The 21,244-nt window shown below is 47.7% G+C and carries 19 protein-coding genes, 1 tRNA gene and 1 pseudogene; 16 read left to right on the top strand and 5 right to left on the bottom strand.

The features are described from left to right. Window position 1 precedes the first annotated feature (1 nt). The 7 genes from rsfS to LEUMU_RS0110565 all read left to right on the top strand — a co-directional run bounded on the left by rsfS (window position 2) and on the right by LEUMU_RS0110565 (window position 7,549). Window positions 2-349: a ribosome silencing factor gene (rsfS, locus tag LEUMU_RS0110595; protein WP_022952262.1), complete on the top strand. Its 348-nt coding sequence runs from the start codon at window positions 2-4 to the stop codon at window positions 347-349. A 20-nt stretch (window positions 350-369) separates the two neighbouring features. Next, complete coding sequence (gene rlmH / locus LEUMU_RS0110590; RefSeq protein WP_022952261.1) at window positions 370-843, top strand: 23S rRNA (pseudouridine(1915)-N(3))-methyltransferase RlmH; 474 nt, start codon at window positions 370-372, stop codon at window positions 841-843. Window positions 844-845: 2 nt separating this feature from the next. Next, entirely contained in the window at window positions 846-1,469 is a 624-nt protein-coding gene (locus tag LEUMU_RS0110585; RefSeq protein ID WP_022952260.1) for a Maf family protein, read from the top strand. Between the two features lie 13 nt (window positions 1,470-1,482). Beyond that, window positions 1,483-2,967, top strand: coding sequence for a ribonuclease G (gene rng / locus LEUMU_RS0110580; protein WP_022952259.1), 1,485 nt, complete (start codon window positions 1,483-1,485; stop codon window positions 2,965-2,967). A gap of 54 nt (window positions 2,968-3,021) precedes the next feature. Next, window positions 3,022-4,464: a metalloprotease TldD gene (gene tldD, locus LEUMU_RS0110575; protein WP_026744666.1), complete on the top strand. Its 1,443-nt coding sequence runs from the start codon at window positions 3,022-3,024 to the stop codon at window positions 4,462-4,464. Further along, entirely contained in the window at window positions 4,461-5,804 is a 1,344-nt protein-coding gene (gene pmbA / locus LEUMU_RS0110570; protein ID WP_022952257.1) for a metalloprotease PmbA, read from the top strand. The genes tldD and pmbA overlap by 4 nt, the downstream gene beginning before the upstream one ends. Before the next feature lie 65 nt (window positions 5,805-5,869). Further along, on the top strand, window positions 5,870-7,549 hold the full coding sequence (locus tag LEUMU_RS0110565; protein WP_022952256.1) for an AMP-binding protein: 1,680 nt from the start codon (window positions 5,870-5,872) through the stop codon (window positions 7,547-7,549). Here the strand turns inward: LEUMU_RS0110565 and LEUMU_RS0110560 are convergent. Beyond that, the gene (locus LEUMU_RS0110560; protein WP_022952255.1) at window positions 7,517-8,395 is read right to left on the bottom strand and encodes a polysaccharide deacetylase family protein; all 879 of its coding nucleotides are present in this window, start codon (window positions 8,393-8,395) and stop codon (window positions 7,517-7,519) included. The two genes, LEUMU_RS0110565 and LEUMU_RS0110560, sit on opposite strands and share 33 nt — an antisense overlap. A 174-nt stretch (window positions 8,396-8,569) precedes the next feature. On the opposite strand from LEUMU_RS0110560, the gene LEUMU_RS0110555 reads away from it, so the two are divergent. From LEUMU_RS0110555 to LEUMU_RS0110525, 7 genes are all read left to right on the top strand, one after another. Beyond that, window positions 8,570-8,646 (top strand) — tRNA-Pro (locus tag LEUMU_RS0110555). Between the two features lie 239 nt (window positions 8,647-8,885). Further along, on the top strand, window positions 8,886-9,884 hold the full coding sequence (locus tag LEUMU_RS0110550) for a TRAP transporter substrate-binding protein (RefSeq protein WP_022952254.1): 999 nt from the start codon (window positions 8,886-8,888) through the stop codon (window positions 9,882-9,884). A 92-nt stretch (window positions 9,885-9,976) separates the two neighbouring features. Beyond that, window positions 9,977-10,471: a TRAP transporter small permease gene (locus LEUMU_RS0110545; protein ID WP_022952253.1), complete on the top strand. Its 495-nt coding sequence runs from the start codon at window positions 9,977-9,979 to the stop codon at window positions 10,469-10,471. Continuing rightward, window positions 10,468-11,778, top strand: a complete 1,311-nt coding sequence (locus tag LEUMU_RS0110540; protein ID WP_022952252.1) for a TRAP transporter large permease — start codon at window positions 10,468-10,470, stop codon at window positions 11,776-11,778. The genes LEUMU_RS0110545 and LEUMU_RS0110540 overlap by 4 nt, the downstream gene beginning before the upstream one ends. A gap of 295 nt (window positions 11,779-12,073) precedes the next feature. After that, the gene (locus tag LEUMU_RS0110535; RefSeq protein ID WP_022952251.1) at window positions 12,074-12,892 is read left to right on the top strand and encodes a TauD/TfdA dioxygenase family protein; all 819 of its coding nucleotides are present in this window, start codon (window positions 12,074-12,076) and stop codon (window positions 12,890-12,892) included. Between the two features lie 145 nt (window positions 12,893-13,037). Further along, window positions 13,038-14,870 carry a BCCT family transporter gene (locus LEUMU_RS0110530; protein ID WP_022952250.1) on the top strand — a complete coding sequence of 611 codons (1,833 nt, stop codon included), beginning with the start codon at window positions 13,038-13,040 and terminating at the stop codon, window positions 14,868-14,870. 153 nt (window positions 14,871-15,023) lie between these two features. After that, window positions 15,024-16,076 (top strand): AI-2E family transporter, encoded by a 1,053-nt coding sequence (locus LEUMU_RS0110525; protein ID WP_022952249.1) that lies wholly within the window; start codon window positions 15,024-15,026, stop codon window positions 16,074-16,076. A gap of 33 nt (window positions 16,077-16,109) precedes the next feature. Here the strand turns inward: LEUMU_RS0110525 and LEUMU_RS0110520 are convergent, their stop codons facing one another. From LEUMU_RS0110520 to LEUMU_RS0110505, 4 genes and pseudogenes are all read right to left on the bottom strand, one after another. Next, on the bottom strand, window positions 16,110-16,550 hold the full coding sequence (locus tag LEUMU_RS0110520) for a type II toxin-antitoxin system VapC family toxin (protein ID WP_022952248.1): 441 nt from the start codon (window positions 16,548-16,550) through the stop codon (window positions 16,110-16,112). Between the two features lie 4 nt (window positions 16,551-16,554). Next, window positions 16,555-16,821 carry a type II toxin-antitoxin system RelB/DinJ family antitoxin gene (locus LEUMU_RS25635; RefSeq protein ID WP_022952247.1) on the bottom strand — a complete coding sequence of 89 codons (267 nt, stop codon included), beginning with the start codon at window positions 16,819-16,821 and terminating at the stop codon, window positions 16,555-16,557. Window positions 16,822-16,878: 57 nt separating this feature from the next. Next, window positions 16,879-17,996, bottom strand: a pseudogene (locus tag LEUMU_RS25630) (IS256 family transposase). 126 nt (window positions 17,997-18,122) lie between these two features. Beyond that, window positions 18,123-19,001, bottom strand: a complete 879-nt coding sequence (locus tag LEUMU_RS0110505) for a LysR family transcriptional regulator (protein WP_022952246.1) — start codon at window positions 18,999-19,001, stop codon at window positions 18,123-18,125. 93 nt (window positions 19,002-19,094) lie between these two features. On the opposite strand from LEUMU_RS0110505, the gene LEUMU_RS28000 reads away from it, so the two are divergent. Beyond that, the gene (locus LEUMU_RS28000) at window positions 19,095-19,607 is read left to right on the top strand and encodes a hypothetical protein (protein ID WP_022952245.1); all 513 of its coding nucleotides are present in this window, start codon (window positions 19,095-19,097) and stop codon (window positions 19,605-19,607) included. Between the two features lie 176 nt (window positions 19,608-19,783). Next, entirely contained in the window at window positions 19,784-21,244 is a 1,461-nt protein-coding gene (locus tag LEUMU_RS0110495; RefSeq protein WP_022952244.1) for an aldehyde dehydrogenase family protein, read from the top strand.

Below are 21,244 nucleotides of genomic sequence, written 5' to 3'. Positions count from 1 at the left end.
AATGGAATTAGATCAATTAGTAGCGTTAACGAGCGAAGCACTAGACGACATGAAAGCGACAGATATTCATGTTATCGACATTCGCGGCAAATCATCAATGACCGACTTCATCATTTTGGCTTGTGGTACCTCCACACGTCATGTGAAATCACTGGCTAACAGTGTAAAAGTTCGCGTTAAAGAAGCCGGTATCGAGCCTTTAGGCTCTGAAGGTGAAGCAGAAGGTGAGTGGGTATTGGTAGATTTAAATGATGTGATTGTTCACGTTATGCTGCCAGACGTTCGCGACTTCTACAAGCTGGAGAAAATCTGGGAGCCAACACCGGCTTCAGAGAAGACCCAAGCTTAAACCTTTAACGGTTTTCGTTTATGAATATTCACCTGCTGGCTGTAGGGAATCGCATGCCTGCCTGGGTTAAAGCCGGGTACGAAGAGTATGCGCAGCGCATGCCGCCGCATTGCCGTTTAATATTAAAAGAAATTGCGCCTGAAAAACGCGGTAAAAATGTTAACACCGGCGATATTCAGCACCGCGAAGCGGATAAGATCATGCAGGCGATGCCAGCCGGTTGCCGGGTTGTGGCGCTGGATGGCCGCGGTAAAATCTGGAGCACCGAAAAGCTGGCAGAGCGTTTGCAGGACTGGATGATGCAAGGTCCGGACATTGCCTTGATCATCGGCGGGCCTGACGGCTTAACGCAGGAACTCATAAAGCGGGTTGATGAGCATTGGTCATTGTCAAATTTGACCTTTCCCCATCCGATGGTTAGGGTGATTGTGGCAGAGCAGTTATATCGCGCCTTTACGATTACCGAAAACCACCCCTATCACCGGGCAGGATAAGCATGAACCAACCCATCTCAGAGTTGATTCTGGCATCCGCATCGCCACGGCGTAGTGAGTTGCTTAATCAGATTGCAGTGTCACATCGTATTCACCCCGTGGATATCGATGAAACGCCCCGTGAGGGCGAATCCGTTACCGACTTGGTTATGCGCCTCGCTGCTGAAAAAGCGTGGCAAGGCGCAGCTGAAACCGGAGGCGACTTGCCGGTTTTAGGCTCCGACACGGTTGGCTTGCTCAATGGCAACGTGCTATTAAAACCCGTTGATTTTGTCGATGCTGAGCGCATGCTGATGGAGATGTCAGGCAACTGGCATGAGATTCACACCTCAGTTGCAGTTGTATATCAGCAATGCTGCTTTCAGCAAACCTGCATTAGTCGGGTAAAATTTCGCACACTCGATCCGGCTGAAATCGTCGCTTACTGGCAGACCGGTGAGCCACAAGACAAAGCCGGCGCCTACGCCATTCAGGGGCGGGCAGCTATTTTCATCGAACAGATTCAAGGCTCCTATTCCGGCATCATGGGCTTGCCTCTGTTTGAGACGGCACAATTATTAGAGCGAGCTGGTCTGTCGTGCTTAAGCGGCAATTCAGGACTGGAGAAACCCTCAATTACAGAATAACAGGCGGTTGATTTTGAGTGCAGAAATACTAATTAATGTTACCCCGCAGGAATGTCGGGTAGCTTTGACCGATAATGGCGCGCTGGAAGAGATACTGGTTGAGCGCAATGCGCACCAAGGTATTGTCGGCAATATTTATAACGGTCGGGTGAGTCGGGTGCTCCCCGGCATGGAAGCCGCATTTATCGACATTGGTCTCGGTAAGGCGGCTTTTTTACATGCCTCAGACCTCTCGTTTCGCAATAAAGATTTGCTTAGTGGCGACTCGCCAGATGAAGATTTAGCCCCGCGTAAGATCAATCAGATTTTGCAGGAAGGCAGCCAGGTAATGGTGCAAGTGGTGAAAGAGCCGCTGGGCACTAAAGGTGCTCGTCTAACCACTTATGCCACCATTCCCTCTCGCTATCTGGTCTTGATGCCGGATACTTCAACCATTGGTGTTTCCAGCAAAATTGAATCAGACGCTGAGCGTCAGCGCTTAAAGCAGTTAGTGATTCAAATTCGTGAAGAAGAAGGCCATCAGTTTGGCTTTATTGTGCGCACCGTGGCAGAAGGCATTACCGAGGCCGCTTTGCGCTCAGATATGCGCTTTTTGCATCGTGTCTGGAACAAAGTACAGCAGCGTGCCAGCCAATCCAAAACCATCGCTCAACTGTATTCCGATTTGCCGCTAGCCAAGCGCATTTTGCGGGATGTGGTGAGTGAGGATATTAAGAAGATCCTAGTGGACTCGCGAGAAACTGTGCTGGCACTGACTGAGTTTTGCCACACCTATATCCCAGAGCTGGAAACTAAGATTGAGCATTACCCCGGTGAGCGCCCGATTTTTGATCTCCACGGCGTTGAGGATGACATTCAAAAAGCCCTTAAGCGCAAAGTGCAGCTTAAATCCGGTGGCTACCTGATCATTGACCAGACCGAAGCGATGACCACCATTGATGTGAATACCGGCGGCTATGTCGGACATCGCAATCTGGAAGAAACGATTTTCAAAACCAATCTGGAAGCGGCGCAAGGCATCGCTAAACAAGTGCGCTTGCGTAATCTTGGCGGCATTATCATTCTCGACTTTATTGATATGCAGACCGAAGATCACAAAGCGCAGGTGATTAGCGCAATGGAGCGTCTGCTAGTTAAAGACCCTGCGAAAACGGCAGTCAGTGGCGTGTCGTCATTGGGCTTGGTAGAAATGACCCGCAAACGCACCCGCGAAAGCTTGCTGCAAACTTTGTGCGAGCCTTGCGAGATGTGCGAAGGGCGTGGCTTTGTAAAAACGGCGGTCACAGTCTGCTATGAAATCTTCCGTGAAATCTCGCGGGAGGCGCGCCAGTTTGATGCTAAAGAGTTATTAGTGCTGGCCTCTCAGGAAGTGGTGGATTTGTTTCTGGATGAAGAGTCCGAGAGTTTGGCCGAGTTGCAGGAATTTATTGGCAAACCCATTCGCTTTCAGGTTGAGGCACTTTACACACAAGAACAGTTTGATGTTGTGCTGATCTGACCCCATAGTAATTAATCACACACCAAGCATGCGCAGGCATGAAAGGTCAATAATATGAGTTTAATGGAAGTGGCAGAAGCGACGCTGCTAACGCCTTATGGGCTGGATACAGCCCGCTTGGATCAGGTATTCGCTGAATTAGTCGGGCCAAAATGCGACTTGGCTGACCTATACTTTCAATCCAAACGTTCAGAAGGCTGGACGCTTGAAGACGGGATTATTAAATCCGGTAGTTACAGTATCAGCCAAGGCGTCGGCTTACGCTCAGTCAGTGGTGAGAAGACTGGTTTTTCCTACTCGGATGAAATTAGTCTGGATGCCTTAATGGCATCGGCTAAATCTGCCTCAGCCATCAGCCGTGGCGGTCAAAGCGGACGCGTTAATGCTTGGTCTCGTCAATCGGCATTTGCACCCTTGTATTCACCGGCCAATCCGCTGGATAGCTTAACTGAATCTGAGAAAGTCGCGTTGCTACATCAGGCAGATAAATTGGCGCGTGCGGCTAGCCCTTATGTTGAGCAAGTAATTGCCAATATTGGCGCAGTGCATGAAGTCATTTTAGTGGCTGATGATCGTGGGCATTTGAGCGCAGATGTACGCCCAATGGTGCGCATGAATGTCACTGTGATTGTTGTCAAAGATGGCCAGCGTGAAAGTGCCGGTAGTGGCGGCGGTGGTCGTTTTGCACTGGACTTCTTTACGCAGGCCGACAAAGTTAAAGAATATGTTGATGAGGCTGTGCGCTTGGCACTCATGAAGCTGGATGCTGTGGATGCGCCAATGGGCGAGCAGGTCGTGGTATTAGGCAGCGGCTGGCCGGGTATCTTGCTGCATGAAGCCGTTGGCCATGGTTTAGAAGGTGATTTTAACCGTAAAGGCACCTCTGCGTTTAGTGGTCGAATTGGCGAGCAAGTTGCCGCCAAGGGCGTCACTATCGTGGATGACGGAACCATTGCTGAACGCCGTGGTTCATTGACGATTGATGATGAAGGCACACCAACGCAATGCACAACCTTGATTGAAGATGGCATCCTGAAAGGTTATATGCAGGATAAGATGAATGCCCGTTTGATGGGGCAGGAATCTACCGGAAATGGCCGTCGTGAGTCCTATGATTGCTTGCCAATGCCACGCATGACTAATACTTATATGTTGGCTGGCGATAAAGAGCCGGAAGAAATTCTGGCCTCGGTCAAAAACGGTTTGTATGCCGTGAATTTTGGTGGCGGTCAGGTGGATATTACTTCCGGTAAATTTGTGTTTTCGGCCTCTGAAGCTTATTTGATTGAGAATGGAAAAATCACCCGTCCGGTTAAAGGCGCAACCCTGATTGGGAATGGCCCTGAAGTCATGAACCGCATCAGTATGATCGGTAATGACTTGCAACTGGATAAGGGCGTTGGCGTTTGCGGTAAAGCAGGCCAAAGTGTGCCAGTCGGTGTTGGGCAGCCAACCTTAAAAATTGATGGCGTGACAGTAGGTGGTACAGCAGGATGACTATGACACTTGAAGCACGTAAAAAATCCTTATTAGAGCTCTCTGGTTTTGTACTGGAAGAAGCGAAACGTCAGGGTGCTACTAGCGCAGCTGCAGGTGTTAGTACGGGTGATGGCTTATCGGTCGATGTACGCATGGCAGAAATTGATAAGTTGGAATATCACCGCGATCAAGGCTTAGGCCTGACGGTGTATTTTGGTCATCGCCAAGGCTCTGCTAGTACGGGTGACTTATCGGAAGATGCGATTCGCGATGCCGTACGTGCAGCGTGTAATATCGCCAAATACACCTCGGAAGATGATTGTCTGGGCTTGGCAGATGCAGAGCTAATGGCAACTTATTTGCCGGATCTGGACTTGTATCATCCTTGGGATATCACCGCAGACGCTGCGATTGAAAAAGCGATCTTGTGTGAAAACAGTGCCCGTGAGTATGATCCTCGGATCAGTAACTCCGATGGCGCGAGCGTCACGACTTACAGTGGCTTAAGTGCTTATGCCAATACACATGGCTTTGCGGCGGTAAATGCGTCCAGCTCGCACTCGTTGAGCTGTTCGGTGATTGCCAAAAATCCGGGTTCGGATGCCATGCAGCGTGACCACTGGTATTCCAGCTCACGAATTGCCGATCAGTTGCTAACGCCAGAGTATGTGGGCCGTAAAGCCGCAGAAGAAACCTTAAGTCGTTTGGGTGCTAAAAAGCTAACCAGCCGACAGGCTCCGGTGATGTACATACCACCACTAGCCAGCGGCTTGATTGGGCATTTCACCTCTGCAATTCAGGGTGGCTCCTTATACCGCAAAGCTAGCTTTTTGGTTGATAGCTTGGGTACGCAAGTATTTCCAGAGTTTATCAATTTGTATGAGCAGCCCTTCATTCCAAGGGGCATGCGCAGTGCGGCCTTTGATGCTGAAGGGGTTGCCACCCGTGAAAAGGATATTGTGCGTAACGGTATTGTAGAGTCTTACATTCTTGCTAGCTATTCAGCGCGTAAGCTGGGTATGCAAACAACCGGTAACGCCAGTGGCCTACACAACCTGACTGTGGACTCTACCGGGCAGAACTTCGATGAAATGCTGGCGTTAATGGATACCGGTTTGCTGGTAACCGAGCTAATCGGTAGTGGCATTAATGGCATTACCGGTGACTACTCACGGGGCGCTGCAGGCTTTTGGGTTGAGGGCGGTAAGATCCAATATCCGGTTGAAGAAATTACCATCGCCGGCAATTTGAGCGAAATGTTGCGCAATATTGTGGCCGTGGGTAATGATCTTGATCCGAGACTGGGCACTCGCACGGGTTCGATTTTGGTAGAAAATATGATGATTTCCGGCGAGTAAGTCGGTAGTCTTGGTATTTTAACCCGCGCAGGACTGCACGGGAATTTAATTATGCAAGCTTGGCAATGGATGACAATCGCTTGAAGAAAGGTTGGCTCAACGAATATCCGGACGGTGTACCGGCAGAGATAGATCTAGGGGAATATACGTCCCTTGCGGATTTATTTCGCCGTAGTTCTGAGCGCTATGCGAATAAAACCGCACTAGTCAGTCTGGGCAAAACAATGAGTTTTAGCAAACTGGATACGCTGAGTCGTAATCTGGCGAGCTATTTGGTGGGCGAACTGGACTTAAAGCAGGGCGACCGCGTTGGCCTGATGATGCCAAACATCCTGCAATATCCGGTTGCATTCTTTGCCATCATTCGTGCTGGGCTGGTTGTTGTAAACTGTGACCCATTATCCAGTCAGCGCGAGCTTCGCTACCAATTAACCGACTCTGGCTGCCGCGCGATTATCGTCATCGAAGACTGCGCTCGCAAATTGTCGAACGTGGTTGAAGAAACACCAATTGAGTTTGTGATTACCACGCAGGTTGGTGATTTGCTCGGGCCGATCAAAGGCACCGCAATCAACTTTCAGCACAAATGGCTGTCAGGCCTGGTGCCACCGTTTAGCCTTAAGGGCTCCATCTCATTTTGTAAGACCGTTCGATACAGTCGCAGGCTGTACGCTGATCCGGTTATCCACCCCGAAGACCTTGCGCTGCTGCAATATACCAGTGGCACCGAGGGCGTTCCTAAAGGGGTTATGCTTAGTCATCAGAACCTGGTGGCGAATGTGTTGCAAGGTTCGGCTTGGGCTTCCGGCGATTTAGTGGCGGGTGCTGAGACGATGGTTACTGTGCTGCCGATGTACCACATCTTCGGGCTTACCTGTAACTTGCTGTATGCGATCAAGATCGGTGCCTGCAATCTATTATTGGTTAACGGGCAAGACAGCAAAGAGACAGTGAAAGTACTCTCCGAGAATCGCTTTTCGGTATTGGTGGGGGTCGGGACTTTTTATCAGCAGTTAATGCTGGCACCCGATATTTCCAGAGTCGACTTTAGTCATCTGAAAGTTTCACTCACTGGCGGCATGGCGATGAATAAAGGCTTGGCCAAAGAGTGGGCGCACCTCACCGGAATGCCGCTGATTGAGAGCTATGGCATGACTGAAGCATCGCCTGCGATCACCATTAATCCAATGAACTTGCCGAAGTACAATGGCTTTTTAGGGTTGCCCTTACCATCAACTGAAGTCTCTATCCGTGATTTAAGTGGCAATGAGCTTGGCCCGAACCGGCCAGGTGAAGTGTGGGTCAAAGGGCCGCAAATCATGTTGGGCTACTGGCGTAAGCCGGAAACCACCGCTTATGCTCTAACGAAAGATGGTTGGTTTCGTACCGGCGATGTGGCTGAAATGTGCCCCAATGGCTATGTGCGGGTAATCGACCGGATTCGCGACATTGTGAATGTGTCTGGATTTGTCGTGTATCCCACCGAAATTGAAAGCTTGGTTAAAACCCATGAAAGTGTCGAAGATGCGGCGGTGATTGCCGTGCCCGATGACCGCTCCGGTGAGGCGGTAAAGCTTTTTGTGGTGACTAAGAAAGGCTTTGAGTCTGATGAGTTAGTGCTGATGAATTTCTGCCGAGGCAAACTCAGCGGCTACAAATGCCCTAAACATATTGAGTTTGTAGACCGCCTGCCACGCGATAAAACCGGCAACCTATTGCGCCGAGAGCTGCGAAAAGCCTTTTAGATCGTGTGATTCAGACTTAGCCTTACGCAGTTTGATAGTGTCATCTCCCGCATAATAACCATCCCTAAATGACATCATGTCGTAATCTCTAATCAAACGCTGAAGTTTTGATGGAATACCGCCACGACCTGAAAACTGACTCAGTCGCCATTTCAATGGGATATCCCCATAGTTTTGTTTAACCGCCTGCATTTCACCGACATCCACTTCATAAGGGTGCATATAGAACACTGAGGACTCGGGTAAGTCTTTACAGAGCGCTTGTGTCATTAAATAGGGTGATAGCCTGAAATAGCCACCGCCGAAGTAGGGCAGCTTGTAACCTGCTATCTTGATATAGCTTAGGTAATACTCATCAATTCCAAACTCTTCAAACACGCTTAAATCGTATTTCTTCTCAATGCCATATTTGATGACCTTCATTGGGAACAGGGAAGAGTCGTAACGAATGCCGTTTGCCGCCAGCGCTTCGCAGTAGGGTACGAACAAGTGCTCACGAATTGAAAAATTAGGCGCTCTGAAGCCAATCACTTTTTGTCCGCCTGCTTGTTCCAGCACATTCACCGAACGCGTGATGTCTTCCATCATTTGTTGTGGGCTCATGGCATGTATATTGGTATGAGAATAACCGTGCGAGGCGACTTCATGGCCTTCATCAGCCATGCGACGGATGAGCTCCGGGTATTTTTCTGCAACATTGCCCAAGGTGAAGAAGGTTGCCTTGGTGTCATTGGTCGCTAAAATGTCCATGACTTTATGAGTGCTGTGCAGCACACGGTCGGATACTGGGTTGCTACGATCAAGTACGGACTGTGCCCAATCCTCTACGTCTACCGTGAAAATCACTGGATGACCTCATTTTGTTTTATTATTAGCTAGATAATGAGTGCGATCGTTTGTTTTGTCCTGTTAAACCGTGATTAACGGGACAGATTCGGATAAGTGGTATTTTAAGTCCTGATCCCTGTATTAATTCCTTTTTATTTCGGGTGAGTTCGGTTATTCTACTGCGCTCTGATTCGGGGCGTAGCGCAGTCTGGTAGCGCACCACACTGGGGGTGTGGGGGTCGTAGGTTCGAATCCTGCCGTCCCGACCAATCAGATAAAATCAAGTATACTAAGAGCCCGCTTTATGGCGGGCTTTTTTGTGCGCGTGCACTTTGTGTACATTTTAAAACCACTTAATTCACATCAATGCTGTTTGTCATACTAATTTACAAGTTGACCCATGTTTTAGATAGACAGTTTACAAATTTTAACATATATTGGCCTCACGAATTACAAGAGCTATCCCGAAGGGCAGCCTTTCTGTTCGACATTTTCAGAGGAGAAAATTATGTTATCGAAGAAGAATATCACTAAATTTGTAAAAGCCGCAGTCGCCGGTGTTGCACTTTCAGCATTCACATTGTCAGCTAGCGCAGAAACACTGCGTGGCGCGAGCATGTTCGACAATGATCACACATTCACTAAAACCATGGTCAAATTTGCAGACTTAGTCGGCGAATATTATGACGGTGACGTGACATTTGACTTACGCCTGAACGGCGAGTTAGGTGTTGAAAAAGACTACGTAACATTCCTCAACCAAGGTGTAGCGATTGATTATACAATCCTCGCGCCTTCAAATATGGCTCGTTTCGCGCCATCTATTCCGCTAATGGATATGCCTTTCTTGTTCCGCGATTTGGATCATTGGAACGCAGTATTGTCTAGCGACATCCTTGCGCCACTTGAGAAAGAGCTGTCAGAAAAAGCCGATATTGTGATCGTTGGTTATGCCGGCGGTGGAACACGTAACTTATTATCTAGCAAGCCAATTGGTAATCTGGAAGAGTTAGCGGGCCACAAGATGCGTGTAATGGGTGCTCCAATCCAGGCTAAGATCTTTGATGCGGTCGGTGCTGCACCTTCAGCAATCGCTTATAACGAAGTGTACAACGCGATCCAAACTGGCGTTATCAGTGGTTTTGAGAACGAAGCGGCGAGTATCCAGAACTTAAAGTTCTATGAAGTTGCGCCAAACGTTACGTTGACAAGCCACACAATCACAGTACGTCCTATCGTATTTAGTGGTAAGAGTTTCCGTAAACTGTCACCTGAGCTGCAAGCAGCTATCAAGAAAGCAGGTAAAGAAGCGGGCGCATTCGGTCGTGAGTTAGAAGCGCGTGAAGATGCCATCAAGCTGAAAGAAATGGCTGATGCAAAGCAGATCGTTATTCAAGAGTTTGAAAATCGCGACAAGATGTTAGAAATGGTTCAGCCAGTTCAGGATGAGTTTGCTGCAAGCATTGAAGCGACGGAGTTGCTAAAAGCGATTCGCGACGTTAAGTAAGACTACTGTTACACCTCCTAAGATGTCCCTGTGGTCCTAACCGGTCATGGGGATATTTTTTTCTGTCACTTTTGCTGCTCTGAGGATCATCAATGATTAAACGCATATTAGAATCGTTGTGTACCGTACTGCGGGTCACAATAGCCATCATGGTGGGCGCTTTAATTGTTCCCGTCGCCATGCAGGTCATTGCCCGCTACACCGGCATTATTCCGGTTTACCTTTGGACGGAAGAACTCGCCACCTTTATCTTTGTTTGGGTTGTCATGATTGGTTCGGTGCTCGCCGTTTGGGATGGCACGCACTTTGATGTTCAGGTCATTCCTGAGAGTAGTAATCCGTTTATTTTGTTTATTCAAAAAGCGATCGTCTTAGTACTGGTTGGTATTTTTGGCATTTTGTTCGCTTGGTATGGCATCGACTACGCAAAGTTCGGATTCATTCAACACTCTGTCATGATGAATGCCAATTTACTCGTTACTCACATCACGATTCCGTTTGCGGGTTTGTTGTGGGGCGTGTTTTCACTGTTCAGACTTTCCGAAGCATTTGAAGAATACAGAGCAACCAAAAGGGCATTGTCATGATTGTATCGACCGGACTTGCATGCGCCTTGTTAGTAGGCGGCTTTATTTTATTAGTCATTCTGCGTGTACCTGTTGCCTTTGCACTCGGTATTGCCACGATTCCAGTCGTAATGCTGGATATCAGACTGACCCCATTTATTATTATCGACCGGATGTTCCAGTCGTATAACTCCTTTATTCTGCTAGCCGTGCCATTCTTCTTGTTGGCCGCCAACTTGATGAACTCGGGAAAAATTACCGACAAGCTCATTGACTTGGCTAGGGTGCTGACGGGCTGGATGCCGGGCGGACTCGGGCACGTGAATGTCGCAGTGTCGATGTTGTTTGCGGGTATCTCGGGTTCATCAACCGCCGATGCGGCTGGTTGCGGAAAGATCCTGATCCCTTCGATGATCAAAGAGGGCTATGACCCACGCTTTGCAATCGCCATCACGGCCTGTTCATCTGTTATGGGTGTCATCATCCCGCCTAGCATTCTGATGATTGTCTGGGGCGGCGTAATGCAGGTCTCAGTCGGTGCGTTGTTCCTTGCAGGCGCTATTCCGGGAATCATGATTGGTTTTGCACTGATGGCCACCGTTTACGGTTATGCCAAAGTCTATAACTACCCAATCGAGTTGAAACCGACTTGGGGCACTGCCTTAAAAGCCTTTAAAGGTGCGGCGCTGGCCATGTTAACGCCGGTATTTGTTATCTACGGAATCGTTGCCGGTATCGTAACGCCGACTGAAAGTGCCATTATCGCCGCAGCATATTCTTTGTTCTTAGGGATGGTGGTCTACCGCACAGTAACCGTGCGTGAAGTTGGAACTATTCTTTATGACACGGGCCGCTTTGCCTCCATCTCGCTATTTGCGATTGGTACTGCCTCGGTATTTGGTTGGTTGCTGGCTTACTACAATGTGCCACGTTTAATCATCGAAGTAATGGTTGATCTGAATTTAGGTACCTTTGGAACCTGCTTGGTTATTGCCTTCCTGTTCTTGTTCTTTGGTCTGTTTATTGATGCCATTCCAACGATTATTATCTTAGGTACGGTACTGCTGCCAGTGGCGATTCAAGCGGATATTTCACCGATTGTCTTTGCCATCATCGGTATTATTTCGCTCGCCTTTGGACTGGTGACACCGCCCTATGGGCTCTGTCTCTTAATCTCGGCGGCCATTGGTGGCATGAACGTGATGCAGGTAATGAAAGAAGTGGTCATTATTCTGATTCCGATGTTGCTGATCTTACTGTTGATCATTGTTTTCCCTGAAATCGCATTGTGGTTGCCAAAGGCACTGATGCCGGCTTCATTTAAATAGTGATAAGCCTTTATTGTGCGGAGTGCTTCGGTGCTCCGTGCAATATTCCATTGTTATTGTTTTGTCTAATTTCCCCGCTATTTCCATCCTCGCTTAAACCGTTACAATTCCTCCGCAATGCTACCTGAAAGTCACTTTGCTTATCCCTCCTGTTATTTGTTTGAATCATCATATGCTTAAATTTTGATGGCTCTCATTCGTTATCCCTGAATCTTTAATGCTAAATTCAGCGTACTAGCTTAAGTGCCTTGCGTAATGCTGCAGCATTGCCGTGATCATTTTCAGGAATCAAACCATGACTCAATTACAACTAAAAAAGCTCTCCGGTTATGTCGGTGCTGAAATTAGCGATATTCGCCTTGCAGATATTAATGACGACACATTCGCGGCAATTCAAAATGCTTTATTCGAGCATGGGGTGATTTTCTTTCGGGAGCAATTTCTAACGCCAGAGCAGCATATTGAGTTTGCTGAGCGCTGGGGGGAAATTGATGTGAGTCGGTTTTTTAACGGTGTGGAAGGCTATCCGCAGATTGCCGAAGTGCTAACTAAGCGGGATCAGAAAATTGTGATTGGTGGGCATTGGCATACTGATCAATCGTTTGACCCTGCACCGGCGATGGCGTCCATACTATCCGCACAACAGCTGCCGGAGTTTGGCGGCGATACGCTGTTTGCATCTATGGGGGCCGCTTATGATCACTTATCCGAAGGACTTAAAGCTACGCTTGAAAATCTGAATGCCTGGCATAGTGATGCGAGTTTTGGCTTGGCCGCTCAGGTATTGGATGAGCACTTTTCAGCAGATGGAATAACCAAGCCAACGCTGCATCCAGTGATTATTCGACATCCAGTAACCGGACGAAAAGCGATTTATGTGAATGATGCGTTTACGACGCACTTTGAAGGCTGGACAGTGGAAGAGTCGCAGCCGCTGCTGAAGTATTTATACCAGTATGCAGTGCAGCCGTCGTTTTGTTGTCGGTTTACGTGGAGCCCCGGCACGGTGGCGATTTGGGAAAATCGACTAGTGCAGCATTATGCGGCGGCGGATTATCAGGGGCAAAAGCGGCTAATGCATCGGATTACCATAAAGGGCACTGGCTTGATGTAAGCGAAACAAATGCTTAGGAAACAATAATATTGAGTGACTACTTACCACTTCAAATTGACATAGATAATAAACCTACCCAAAATGGATAGGGACTTACTGGCTCACAATATCAGTTTGGCTTTGCCATCTTATTAGGAGAAAGAATATGTCAATAAAAGCCCCGTTTACGGATTTGGATGTCAAAACATCGGATTCAGGGTTCTACGAAGGTAACAGCGTATCCATTGCGCTGATTAGTAAAGGAATCATGGTCGCCCTAGTGCTCTGGGCACTGATTCTTCCCGAAAATGCCAACAAGCTACTCGGCGCTTGGAATGGCTCACTACTCAAAAGTTTCAACAGTTTTTACATTATCGCCACGGGCTTTTTTGCCTTTTTTCTCTTTGCTCTCGCAGTCATTCCATCCACCGGTAAGCGTAAGCTCGGCATGCCGGATGATGAAAAGGAGTTTTCCAACTTCTCTTGGTTCTCCATGATGTTTGGTGCTGGTTTGGGTGTTGGTCTAATGGTTTATGCCACTGCAGAGCCGATGGGCCTCTGGGGCTCAAACCCCGTCGTTATCGCCGGTGATGTTGCCGCAAACCAGCCAGAAGCACTCGGCTCAGCCTTTCGCTACACCTTTCTTCACTACGGCTTTCATGCGTGGGCAATTTACGTAGTCACGGGCTTATCATTAGCTTATTACGCTTTCTCACGTGGCATGCCTCTCACTATTCGCGCTGCATTAACGCCCTTATTTGGCAAGTTAATGAATGGAATCTTAGGGGATATCGTTGATATTCTTGGTGTTGTTGCCACGATTCTAGGTGTCTCGGTAACCATTGGATTCGGTGTGAGCCAGTTGGTTGATGGAATCTACGCGATTACCGATATGGCTTGGTTAATGGACTTAACAGGCAAAACGCCAAAGCCTAGCTCGGTTGGCCTGATTGCCGCATTGCTCATGATTATGGTGCTGTCGATTATCTCGGCGGTATCCGGTGTTGGACGTGGTGTTAAATACTTATCGAACCTGAACTTAGTGTTGTCGTTAATCTTATTAGGTACTTTCGCCGTATTTGGCTCGTTTGCCTTTGCCTTGAGCACCTATGCCAGCGCCTTTATCGATTACATCATGCATTTTGCTTCATTGTCGTTTGGTGCTTATGACCTATTACCTCAAGCGGACTTTGTCGCTGCGTTGCCTGAAGCGGTAAAAGCCTTACCTGCGGCTGACGTTAGCGCACTATACAGCGGTGCAACCAACCCTTGGGGCACACTGTCTGGATTTGAAGGCAAGTTGCCTGAAAGTTTTGCGGCGCTAGATGGTTCAAGCACGTTAGCTGCCAGTATTTATGAATCCGGTACTCAAGGCCGTCAGTTCGCATGGCAAGCTGCCTGGACGACGTTCTATTGGGCTTGGTGGATTGCATTCTCACCCTTTGTAGGACTGTTCTTAGCGCGTATTTCAAAGGGTCGTTCAATCCGTGAATTTATTGTCGGCTGTGTGTTTGCACCGGCGTTAGTGTGTTTTGCATGGATGACAATCCTCGGCGCTTCAGCCATGAACCTTGAAATGAACGGCACGGCTGATGGTGCAATTATCGCGGCATCGACCACTAACAAGCTGTTCGCAACCCTTCAGGTAATGCTAGTTGATAATGGCGCGTTGTTGTCAGGTATCACAGTGATGAGTGTGGTGTTAATCCTGACCTTCCTCGTGACTTCAGCTGACTCGGGTATTTTGGTGATGAACACCATTATGTCTGGTGGTGAGCAGGAAACAGGTATTAAGCACCGTATCGTTTGGGGTCTTGTAATGACCGCGGTTATCGGAACGTTACTGGTTGCAGGTGGTGGAGGGCTCGATGCTCTGAAAAACGCCATGATTATTGGTGCATTACCATTCGCTATGGTGATGGTGCTAATGTGTATCTCCCTCACCAAAGCGTTAATCCGTGATGGAATACGTGACAGGCATGAAGAAAGTCAGCGTTAATTTCTGGCGAAATGCTTAGATCGATGATGAATGGCAGGCTTGCATAAAGTCTGCCATTTTTGTGTCTGGAGTGCTCAAATGCACGGCGGCTATAAAACACGGGCCGAGATACTTTATACTGTTTCAGAATTTAATAACAAATAGAGAGCCTTCATGAGCCAGCCCAATGCATTCAACGTTAAAGCACTCAATATTGCGATCGGGTTGTCGATTGTCATCATGCTGGGCTGGTTGCTAATTGTTGGTAAAAATTTATTGGTTCCTATCATGCTGGCGCTGGTTTTTTGGTACTTGCTCGACACGGTTGCCGAAAGAATTCAAAGCATCCCGTTTGGCGAAAAACATATTCCGCACTCATTCTCGCTGTTGGGTGCTTTTGTGGTGGCAATCGTTTTTCTGATGTTTGTGGCTAATATGGTCGCCAGTAATGCCGAGGAACTGGCTAAACTCGCGCCGAGCTACACAGAAAATATCGAAACTAAAATACAGCAGTTATTAACTCTGGTTGCACCGGATAGAGATTTCAAACTCGATCAATTCAACGATATTTTAAACCTCCAGAAACTCGTTTCCTGGACCACTTCATTGATTAGTAATATCACCAGTACGATGCTGTTGGTGTGGATTTATCTATTATTTATCTTCCTCGAGCGCTCAGTTTTTAACCTGAAATTCACAGCGATTTTTGGTGAAGAAAAAGATAATCCTCAAGTGTTTAAAGTGCGTAATGAGATCATGTCACGCATACGGACTTACCTGACGGTTAAGACATTCGTTAGTATATTAACCGGCGTACTCAGTGCGGCTGCACTGGCGCTGATCGGCGTTGATTACCCGGTGTTCTGGGGCTTTATTGTGTTTCTGTTTAACTACATTCCCACTATTGGCTCTATGCTTGCGGTGTTGTTTCCGGCGGCTTTGGCTTTAGTGCAGTTTGATACCTCCAGTGAATTCTTTGTGGTGGTTTTGTTGCTGGGAGGGCTGCAGTTTTTGATTGGTAATTTATTGGAGCCGAAGCTGATGGGCTCTAGCTTGAATCTTAGTGGCTTGGTTATCCTAATTTCGTTGGCTTTTTGGGGCAGCATTTGGGGGATTACAGGAATGATCTTGTCGGTGCCAATGACGGTGGTGATTTTGATTATTTGCTCTAACTTTCACTCGACTCGCACGATTGCGATTTTGTTGTCTAGTAAGGGGGAGATTTAGGTTTTGTGGATGATGCTATTTAGCGTTAGTTTTTTAGCCTAAAGGGTTAACCACATCCAGAAAATCAAAGTCGACGAAGTCCTTGGTATTAACCGTATATAAACCATTAATTCCATTGTCTTTAAGTGTTGCCACTAGAGCAATATCGAACACTTTCTTACGCGTTGTCACTGACTCAAACAGAGTTAAAAGTGTATCGAGCTGGCTTGTTTTTGGGTGCAAGATTGTTACGCCCGAATCTCGGTACTGCTTTACAAGGTGCAGCGCATCCGGCAATGACAGCGGAGATTCTAACCGAGACCAAGTAATAACGTTAATGAACTCAACCAGTACTTGAGCAGGTATACACACCTTAAGATTACCGTTGTCGTCGCGCGTGTTTAGAATGCTTTCAATAAATTCTTTCGCGGGTTCATGAAATACGGAGTCAGCATTGTGAGCATAGACCAACAGGTTAGTATCGACAGCGTACATACTGCTAGAGGCCTCGATCAGAGTACATTTCATCTCGGTCAGGCATTATGTCGCTGCCTAAGTTAAAGGCTTGTACTTTGAATGGCTTGTGATCAGACGTTGTCTGAGGCGGTAAGCGTGGCGTAAAAGGTAAACCTCGGTTCAGCTCAACCTGTTTTAAAAACATACTAATAGCTTGGGCAGTAGTCATACCTAGCTGGGAAAGAATTAGATCAGCATTTGCTTTAAGCTCAGGTTCCACGCGTGTGGTAATAGTGGCGGTCTTGCTCATGGTGATATCCTCTTGTTTTGAGCCTGTAAATCTAACTGTGTAAATGCCATTTCGGGTTTACAGGTAATTCGTTAGTCTATCTTCAAATTCTATAATAAATCGATTTAATGCCGATTTCCAATTACGAATCGGCATGCTCCACTTTTTAGAGGCTTCTTGGATGGCTAAATAAACGACTTTCTTTGCGGAGTCGTCATTTGGAAAGAGCTTTCTATGCTTGGTTGATTTTCGAATCACGCTATTCAGCGACTCAATCGCGTTGGTTGTATAAATCGCTTTTCGGATGTCGTTTGGGTAAAGAAACAGGGTATTTAAGTTTGCCCAGTGTGACCGCCATGCACGGCTAATTAAAGGGTATTTTTCATCCCATTTTGTGGCAAAACTTTCCAACTCAAGCAGCCCTTCTTCTTCAGTCGCAGACTGGTAAATTCGCTTCAGATCTGTCGTTACTTCGCGGTAGTCTTTCCAAGGAACAAACTTCAGTGAGTTTCGTACCATGTGGACAATACAGAGCTGTATTTGAGTTCAGTGAGTACGCCCAGCCAGAACTTAGCCCCTTCATTCTCTGTGATCCAGAGTCCTAACAGTTCTTTATGACCCTCCATAGTCACGCCTAACGCAAGGTACATCGCCTTATTGATCACCTGTTTGTCTTGGCGAATTTTGAGCACGATACAGTCCAAATAGACAATGGGATACACCTCATCCAGTGGTCGTGATTGCCATTCGGTAACCAGGTCTAGAACACCCTCGGTGACTTTAGAAATCAGCGTCGGCGAGACGTCTGTATCGTAAAATTCACTGAGGGTATCAACGATGGTTCGTGTGGTCATTCCTTTTGCATACAAACTCAGAATTTTACTGTCCAAAGCGGGTGTGCGCGTTTGGCGCTTCTTGATAATTTGCGGTTCAAACTCACTTTGACGATCACGGGGTGTGTTAATTTCTAACTCACCCTCATCCGTTTTCACTGTCTTTTTAGTGTAACCATTACGGCTATTCGTGCTGGGCTTTGTATCATGACGATCATAACCAAGGTGGTCATCTAGCTCAGCATCAAGCGCTTTTTCATAGAATGATTGGCGCAGCAGTTTGGTTAATGCAGCAATATCTTCTTCCGAGTTGAGGCCTTGAGCGGCCTCTTTAGCCAGGGCTTTTAATTGTTTCTTATTCATGTGATCTACTCTAACAGGTTAGGATTAGGCAGATACACAGTTCAATTTACAGCCTCCTTGTTTTCATATGTAATCAAATGTATGCCAAATGTCATCGAAACGCAAACCTTGTTGAGATGGATAAACCTATATTTTTTGCTCCTTAAAACTCCCAACCACTTCCTCCTTAAACAACTGCCCAGCCGGACTAATCCGATGATGCCGGTTCTCCAAAAAGTACAACTTCCTAACCACCGTCTTATCCGCCAACGGCAAAAAGCAAAATTCCCCACCATCCGGCACTGCAAGCCTTGGCAGTAGCGTCACCCCCATACCTTGCTGAATAAGCCCCAGCAACGTCACAATATTGTGTACCTGAATTGCCGTACGACTATTAATCCGCATAAAGCGCTCATTTCGGATCTGTTCGCATAGGCCATTACTAATAAATGTCACGCCCTCCAGCGCCTGCCATTTCAATGGTTGCGTGGTATTTGCCAGGGAATGATCAGGCCGACACACCAAGCCAAACGGTTCCTCCAGCAATAACTCATGCTGCAAATCATGCGAGGCAAATGACAAACTCGCCACGCCGCAATCCACACTCCCATTACGCACCGCAGTGGCAACCATGACCGAGTCTGTATCCCGTAACTCCAGCCGTACTTTGGGCGATTTTTGTTGAAACCGCGATACCACCGCAGGCAATAAATGGCTGGCCACCGAGGGCACCGTTGCCACTCTCACCACGCCCATTTCACCTTTGGTGTAACGCTCAATGGTTCGCACCGATTCATCAAAACTGTTTAATGCGCGGCGACTTTCTTCCAGTACAAACTGGCCGGTTGGAGTGAGGTTAGATTTGCGGTCGGTTTCAAATAATTCAGTGTTCAGCTGCTCGCTCAATTGCTTGAGAGTCATGGAAATCGCGGAGGGTGTACGTCCCAGTATTTCCGAGGCTTCATGCAAGTTTCCGCAATCGGCTACCGTCACAAAGGTACGCAGGCTTTCAGGTTTGATATTCATGATTTAGTTATCGTGTTGTGAGGGCTGAAGTAAATAAATCCGTCATTTCCGCTGTACAGACTATGCTTAGTCTACAACTTAGGGAGATATGCGATGAAGCAATTATTGGTTAGCGGTTTGCTGGCGATGACACTTTTCTTACCCGTAGCGCAGGCTGTAGATGGCACAACAACAAAATTTAAAGACTATGCTGTCTCCGAAATTTATCAGGAGAGGGCAGTACGCCTGTTGCAAAACTCAGAGCCTCGTTTCGAATATGAACTGCTTCAGGCACTGGGTTCACCAGTCAATTTTGCGGGTGAGTATGCCGTTGCAAAATGGGGCTGTGGGTCGAGCTGTGAGACTGGTGCGGTAGTCAGTAAAAAAACAGGCAAGTGGGTCATGTTTCCCGGTGGCATTTACGCTGATCCAGACGGCACTGGCAAAAGTACCTACACGGGTCAAAACCTCTATACACGCGCCAATAGCCGACTCTTCATTATGGTTGGGCTAACGGGCGGAGACGAAACCAACAATATTTTTGGTGCTCATTTCTACGAATTCACGGGGTCAGCGTTTAAGCACATCAAATCCGTGGCTGGTACGCCTTTCTCGCCCGCTGATTAAGTTTACTTTCTGAGCTACCAAGTCCTCACACAGGCTTTCAGTTTTAATGTTCATTAATTGATTGCCTGTTATTTCAAAATAATTGAAATAATCTTCAATAGTTTAAGATTGACACAAGAGCCGACTAGCGTCCATGCTGATTTTATTCAGACTAAATACACTAGCGGACAAGATTTATGACCCAGAACACACAAAACTACATCGCCGGCGAATGGATGAACGGTGTTTCAGAAGTCGAGAACTACAACCCTTCTGACCTCAGCGACCTGATCGGCATGTACGCACAAGCAGATCACGCACAGTTAGAGCTAGCGCTAGATGCTGCTCACGATGCTAAAACACAGTGGGCAAAAGTCGGTCTGGAACAACGTCAAAGCATTTTGAATGCGATTGGTGAAGAGTTAATGGCGCGTGCCGTTGAACTAGGCACATTGCTAGCGCGTGAAGAAGGCAAGCCGCTCGCTGAAGGTAAGGGTGAAGTATTCCGTGCCGGTCAGTTCTTCACTTATTACGCGGCTGAAGTATTGCGCCAAATTGGTGACACCGCAGACTCTGTTCGCGCCGGTGTTGAAGTGCATGTCGCCCGTGAACCAGTCGGTGTGGTGGCGATTATCTCTCCATGGAATTTCCCAACGGCGACAGCGGTTTGGAAAATTGCCCCCGCGCTAGCCTTCGGTAATACGGTGATCTGGAAGCCTGCGAATATCGTTCCAGCGTCTGCGGTAGCGGTTGCTGAAATCATCGCTCGCCAAGTGGAAAAGGGCATGCCAAAAGGTTTGTTTAATCTGGTGATGGGTTCTGGAGGTGACATTGGTCAGCGTTTAGTTGAAAGCCCACGGGTTGATGCGATTACCTTCACCGGATCTGTCGAAGTGGGTAAGCACATTGCGGTTTCTGCGATTGGTAACCTCACCAAGCTGCAAATGGAAATGGGTTCTAAGAACGCACTCGCAGTAATGGATGATGGCGATTTAGACATTGCGGTTGCAGCGGCATTAGGCGGCGCATTCGGTGGTTCTGGTCAAAAGTGTACCGCCTCTTCCCGCTTAGTCGTTCACAGCGCGGTTCATGATGAATTCGTTGAGCGTTTAGTCGCCGGTGCTAAGTCAATGGTCGTCGGTCACGCCTTAACAGAAGGCACACAAATCGGCCCTGTCGTCAGCGCTGAGCAACTTCAGCAAAACCTCGATAATGTGGCGCTCGCGAAAAGCGAAGGCGCAGAATGGATGTGTGGTGGTGAGCGTTTAGAGCGTGAAACGGAAGGTTACTACATGGACCCTGCGGTCTTTATCGGGACTAACAACCAGATGCGCGTTAATCGTGAAGAGCTATTCGCACCGATGACCTGCGTGATCAAAGTGGACTCTTATGATGAAGCGTTGGCAACGGTAAATGACACTAACTTTGGTCTAACGTCCGGCATTATCACTAACTCATTAGCACGTGCCACTCACTTCCGTCGAAATGCGCAGACCGGTTGCGTGATGGTGAATCTGGCAACAGCCGGCACGGACTATCACGTCCCATTCGGTGGTCGCGGTGACTCTAGTTACGGCCCTCGTGAGCAAGGTCAATACGCGGCTGAATTCTACACCACCGTAAAAACCAGCTACATCAGCGCTGGCGATCCGGAGTAA

The sequence above is a fragment of the Leucothrix mucor DSM 2157 genome (genome assembly GCF_000419525.1).
Lineage (GTDB): Bacteria > Pseudomonadota > Gammaproteobacteria > Thiotrichales > Thiotrichaceae > Leucothrix > Leucothrix mucor.
Note: the sequence above shows the minus strand (reverse complement) of the source record. Positions and strands in the feature narration are given on the sequence as shown.

Coding starts and splice junctions, on each gene's coding strand:
- rsfS (WP_022952262.1), top strand. CDS start 2: ATGGAATTAGATCAATTAGTAGCGTTAACGAGCGAAGCACTAGACGAC.
- rlmH (WP_022952261.1), top strand. CDS start 370: ATGAATATTCACCTGCTGGCTGTAGGGAATCGCATGCCTGCCTGGGTT.
- LEUMU_RS0110585 (WP_022952260.1), top strand. CDS start 846: ATGAACCAACCCATCTCAGAGTTGATTCTGGCATCCGCATCGCCACGG.
- tldD (WP_026744666.1), top strand. CDS start 3,022: ATGAGTTTAATGGAAGTGGCAGAAGCGACGCTGCTAACGCCTTATGGG.
- pmbA (WP_022952257.1), top strand. CDS start 4,461: ATGACTATGACACTTGAAGCACGTAAAAAATCCTTATTAGAGCTCTCT.
- LEUMU_RS0110565 (WP_022952256.1), top strand. CDS start 5,870: ATGGATGACAATCGCTTGAAGAAAGGTTGGCTCAACGAATATCCGGAC.
- LEUMU_RS0110550 (WP_022952254.1), top strand. CDS start 8,886: ATGTTATCGAAGAAGAATATCACTAAATTTGTAAAAGCCGCAGTCGCC.
- LEUMU_RS0110545 (WP_022952253.1), top strand. CDS start 9,977: ATGATTAAACGCATATTAGAATCGTTGTGTACCGTACTGCGGGTCACA.
- LEUMU_RS0110540 (WP_022952252.1), top strand. CDS start 10,468: ATGATTGTATCGACCGGACTTGCATGCGCCTTGTTAGTAGGCGGCTTT.
- LEUMU_RS0110535 (WP_022952251.1), top strand. CDS start 12,074: ATGACTCAATTACAACTAAAAAAGCTCTCCGGTTATGTCGGTGCTGAA.
- LEUMU_RS0110530 (WP_022952250.1), top strand. CDS start 13,038: ATGTCAATAAAAGCCCCGTTTACGGATTTGGATGTCAAAACATCGGAT.
- LEUMU_RS0110525 (WP_022952249.1), top strand. CDS start 15,024: ATGAGCCAGCCCAATGCATTCAACGTTAAAGCACTCAATATTGCGATC.
- LEUMU_RS0110520 (WP_022952248.1), bottom strand. CDS start 16,550: ATGTACGCTGTCGATACTAACCTGTTGGTCTATGCTCACAATGCTGAC.
- LEUMU_RS25635 (WP_022952247.1), bottom strand. CDS start 16,821: ATGAGCAAGACCGCCACTATTACCACACGCGTGGAACCTGAGCTTAAA.
- LEUMU_RS0110505 (WP_022952246.1), bottom strand. CDS start 19,001: ATGAATATCAAACCTGAAAGCCTGCGTACCTTTGTGACGGTAGCCGAT.
- LEUMU_RS28000 (WP_022952245.1), top strand. CDS start 19,095: ATGAAGCAATTATTGGTTAGCGGTTTGCTGGCGATGACACTTTTCTTA.
- LEUMU_RS0110495 (WP_022952244.1), top strand. CDS start 19,784: ATGACCCAGAACACACAAAACTACATCGCCGGCGAATGGATGAACGGT.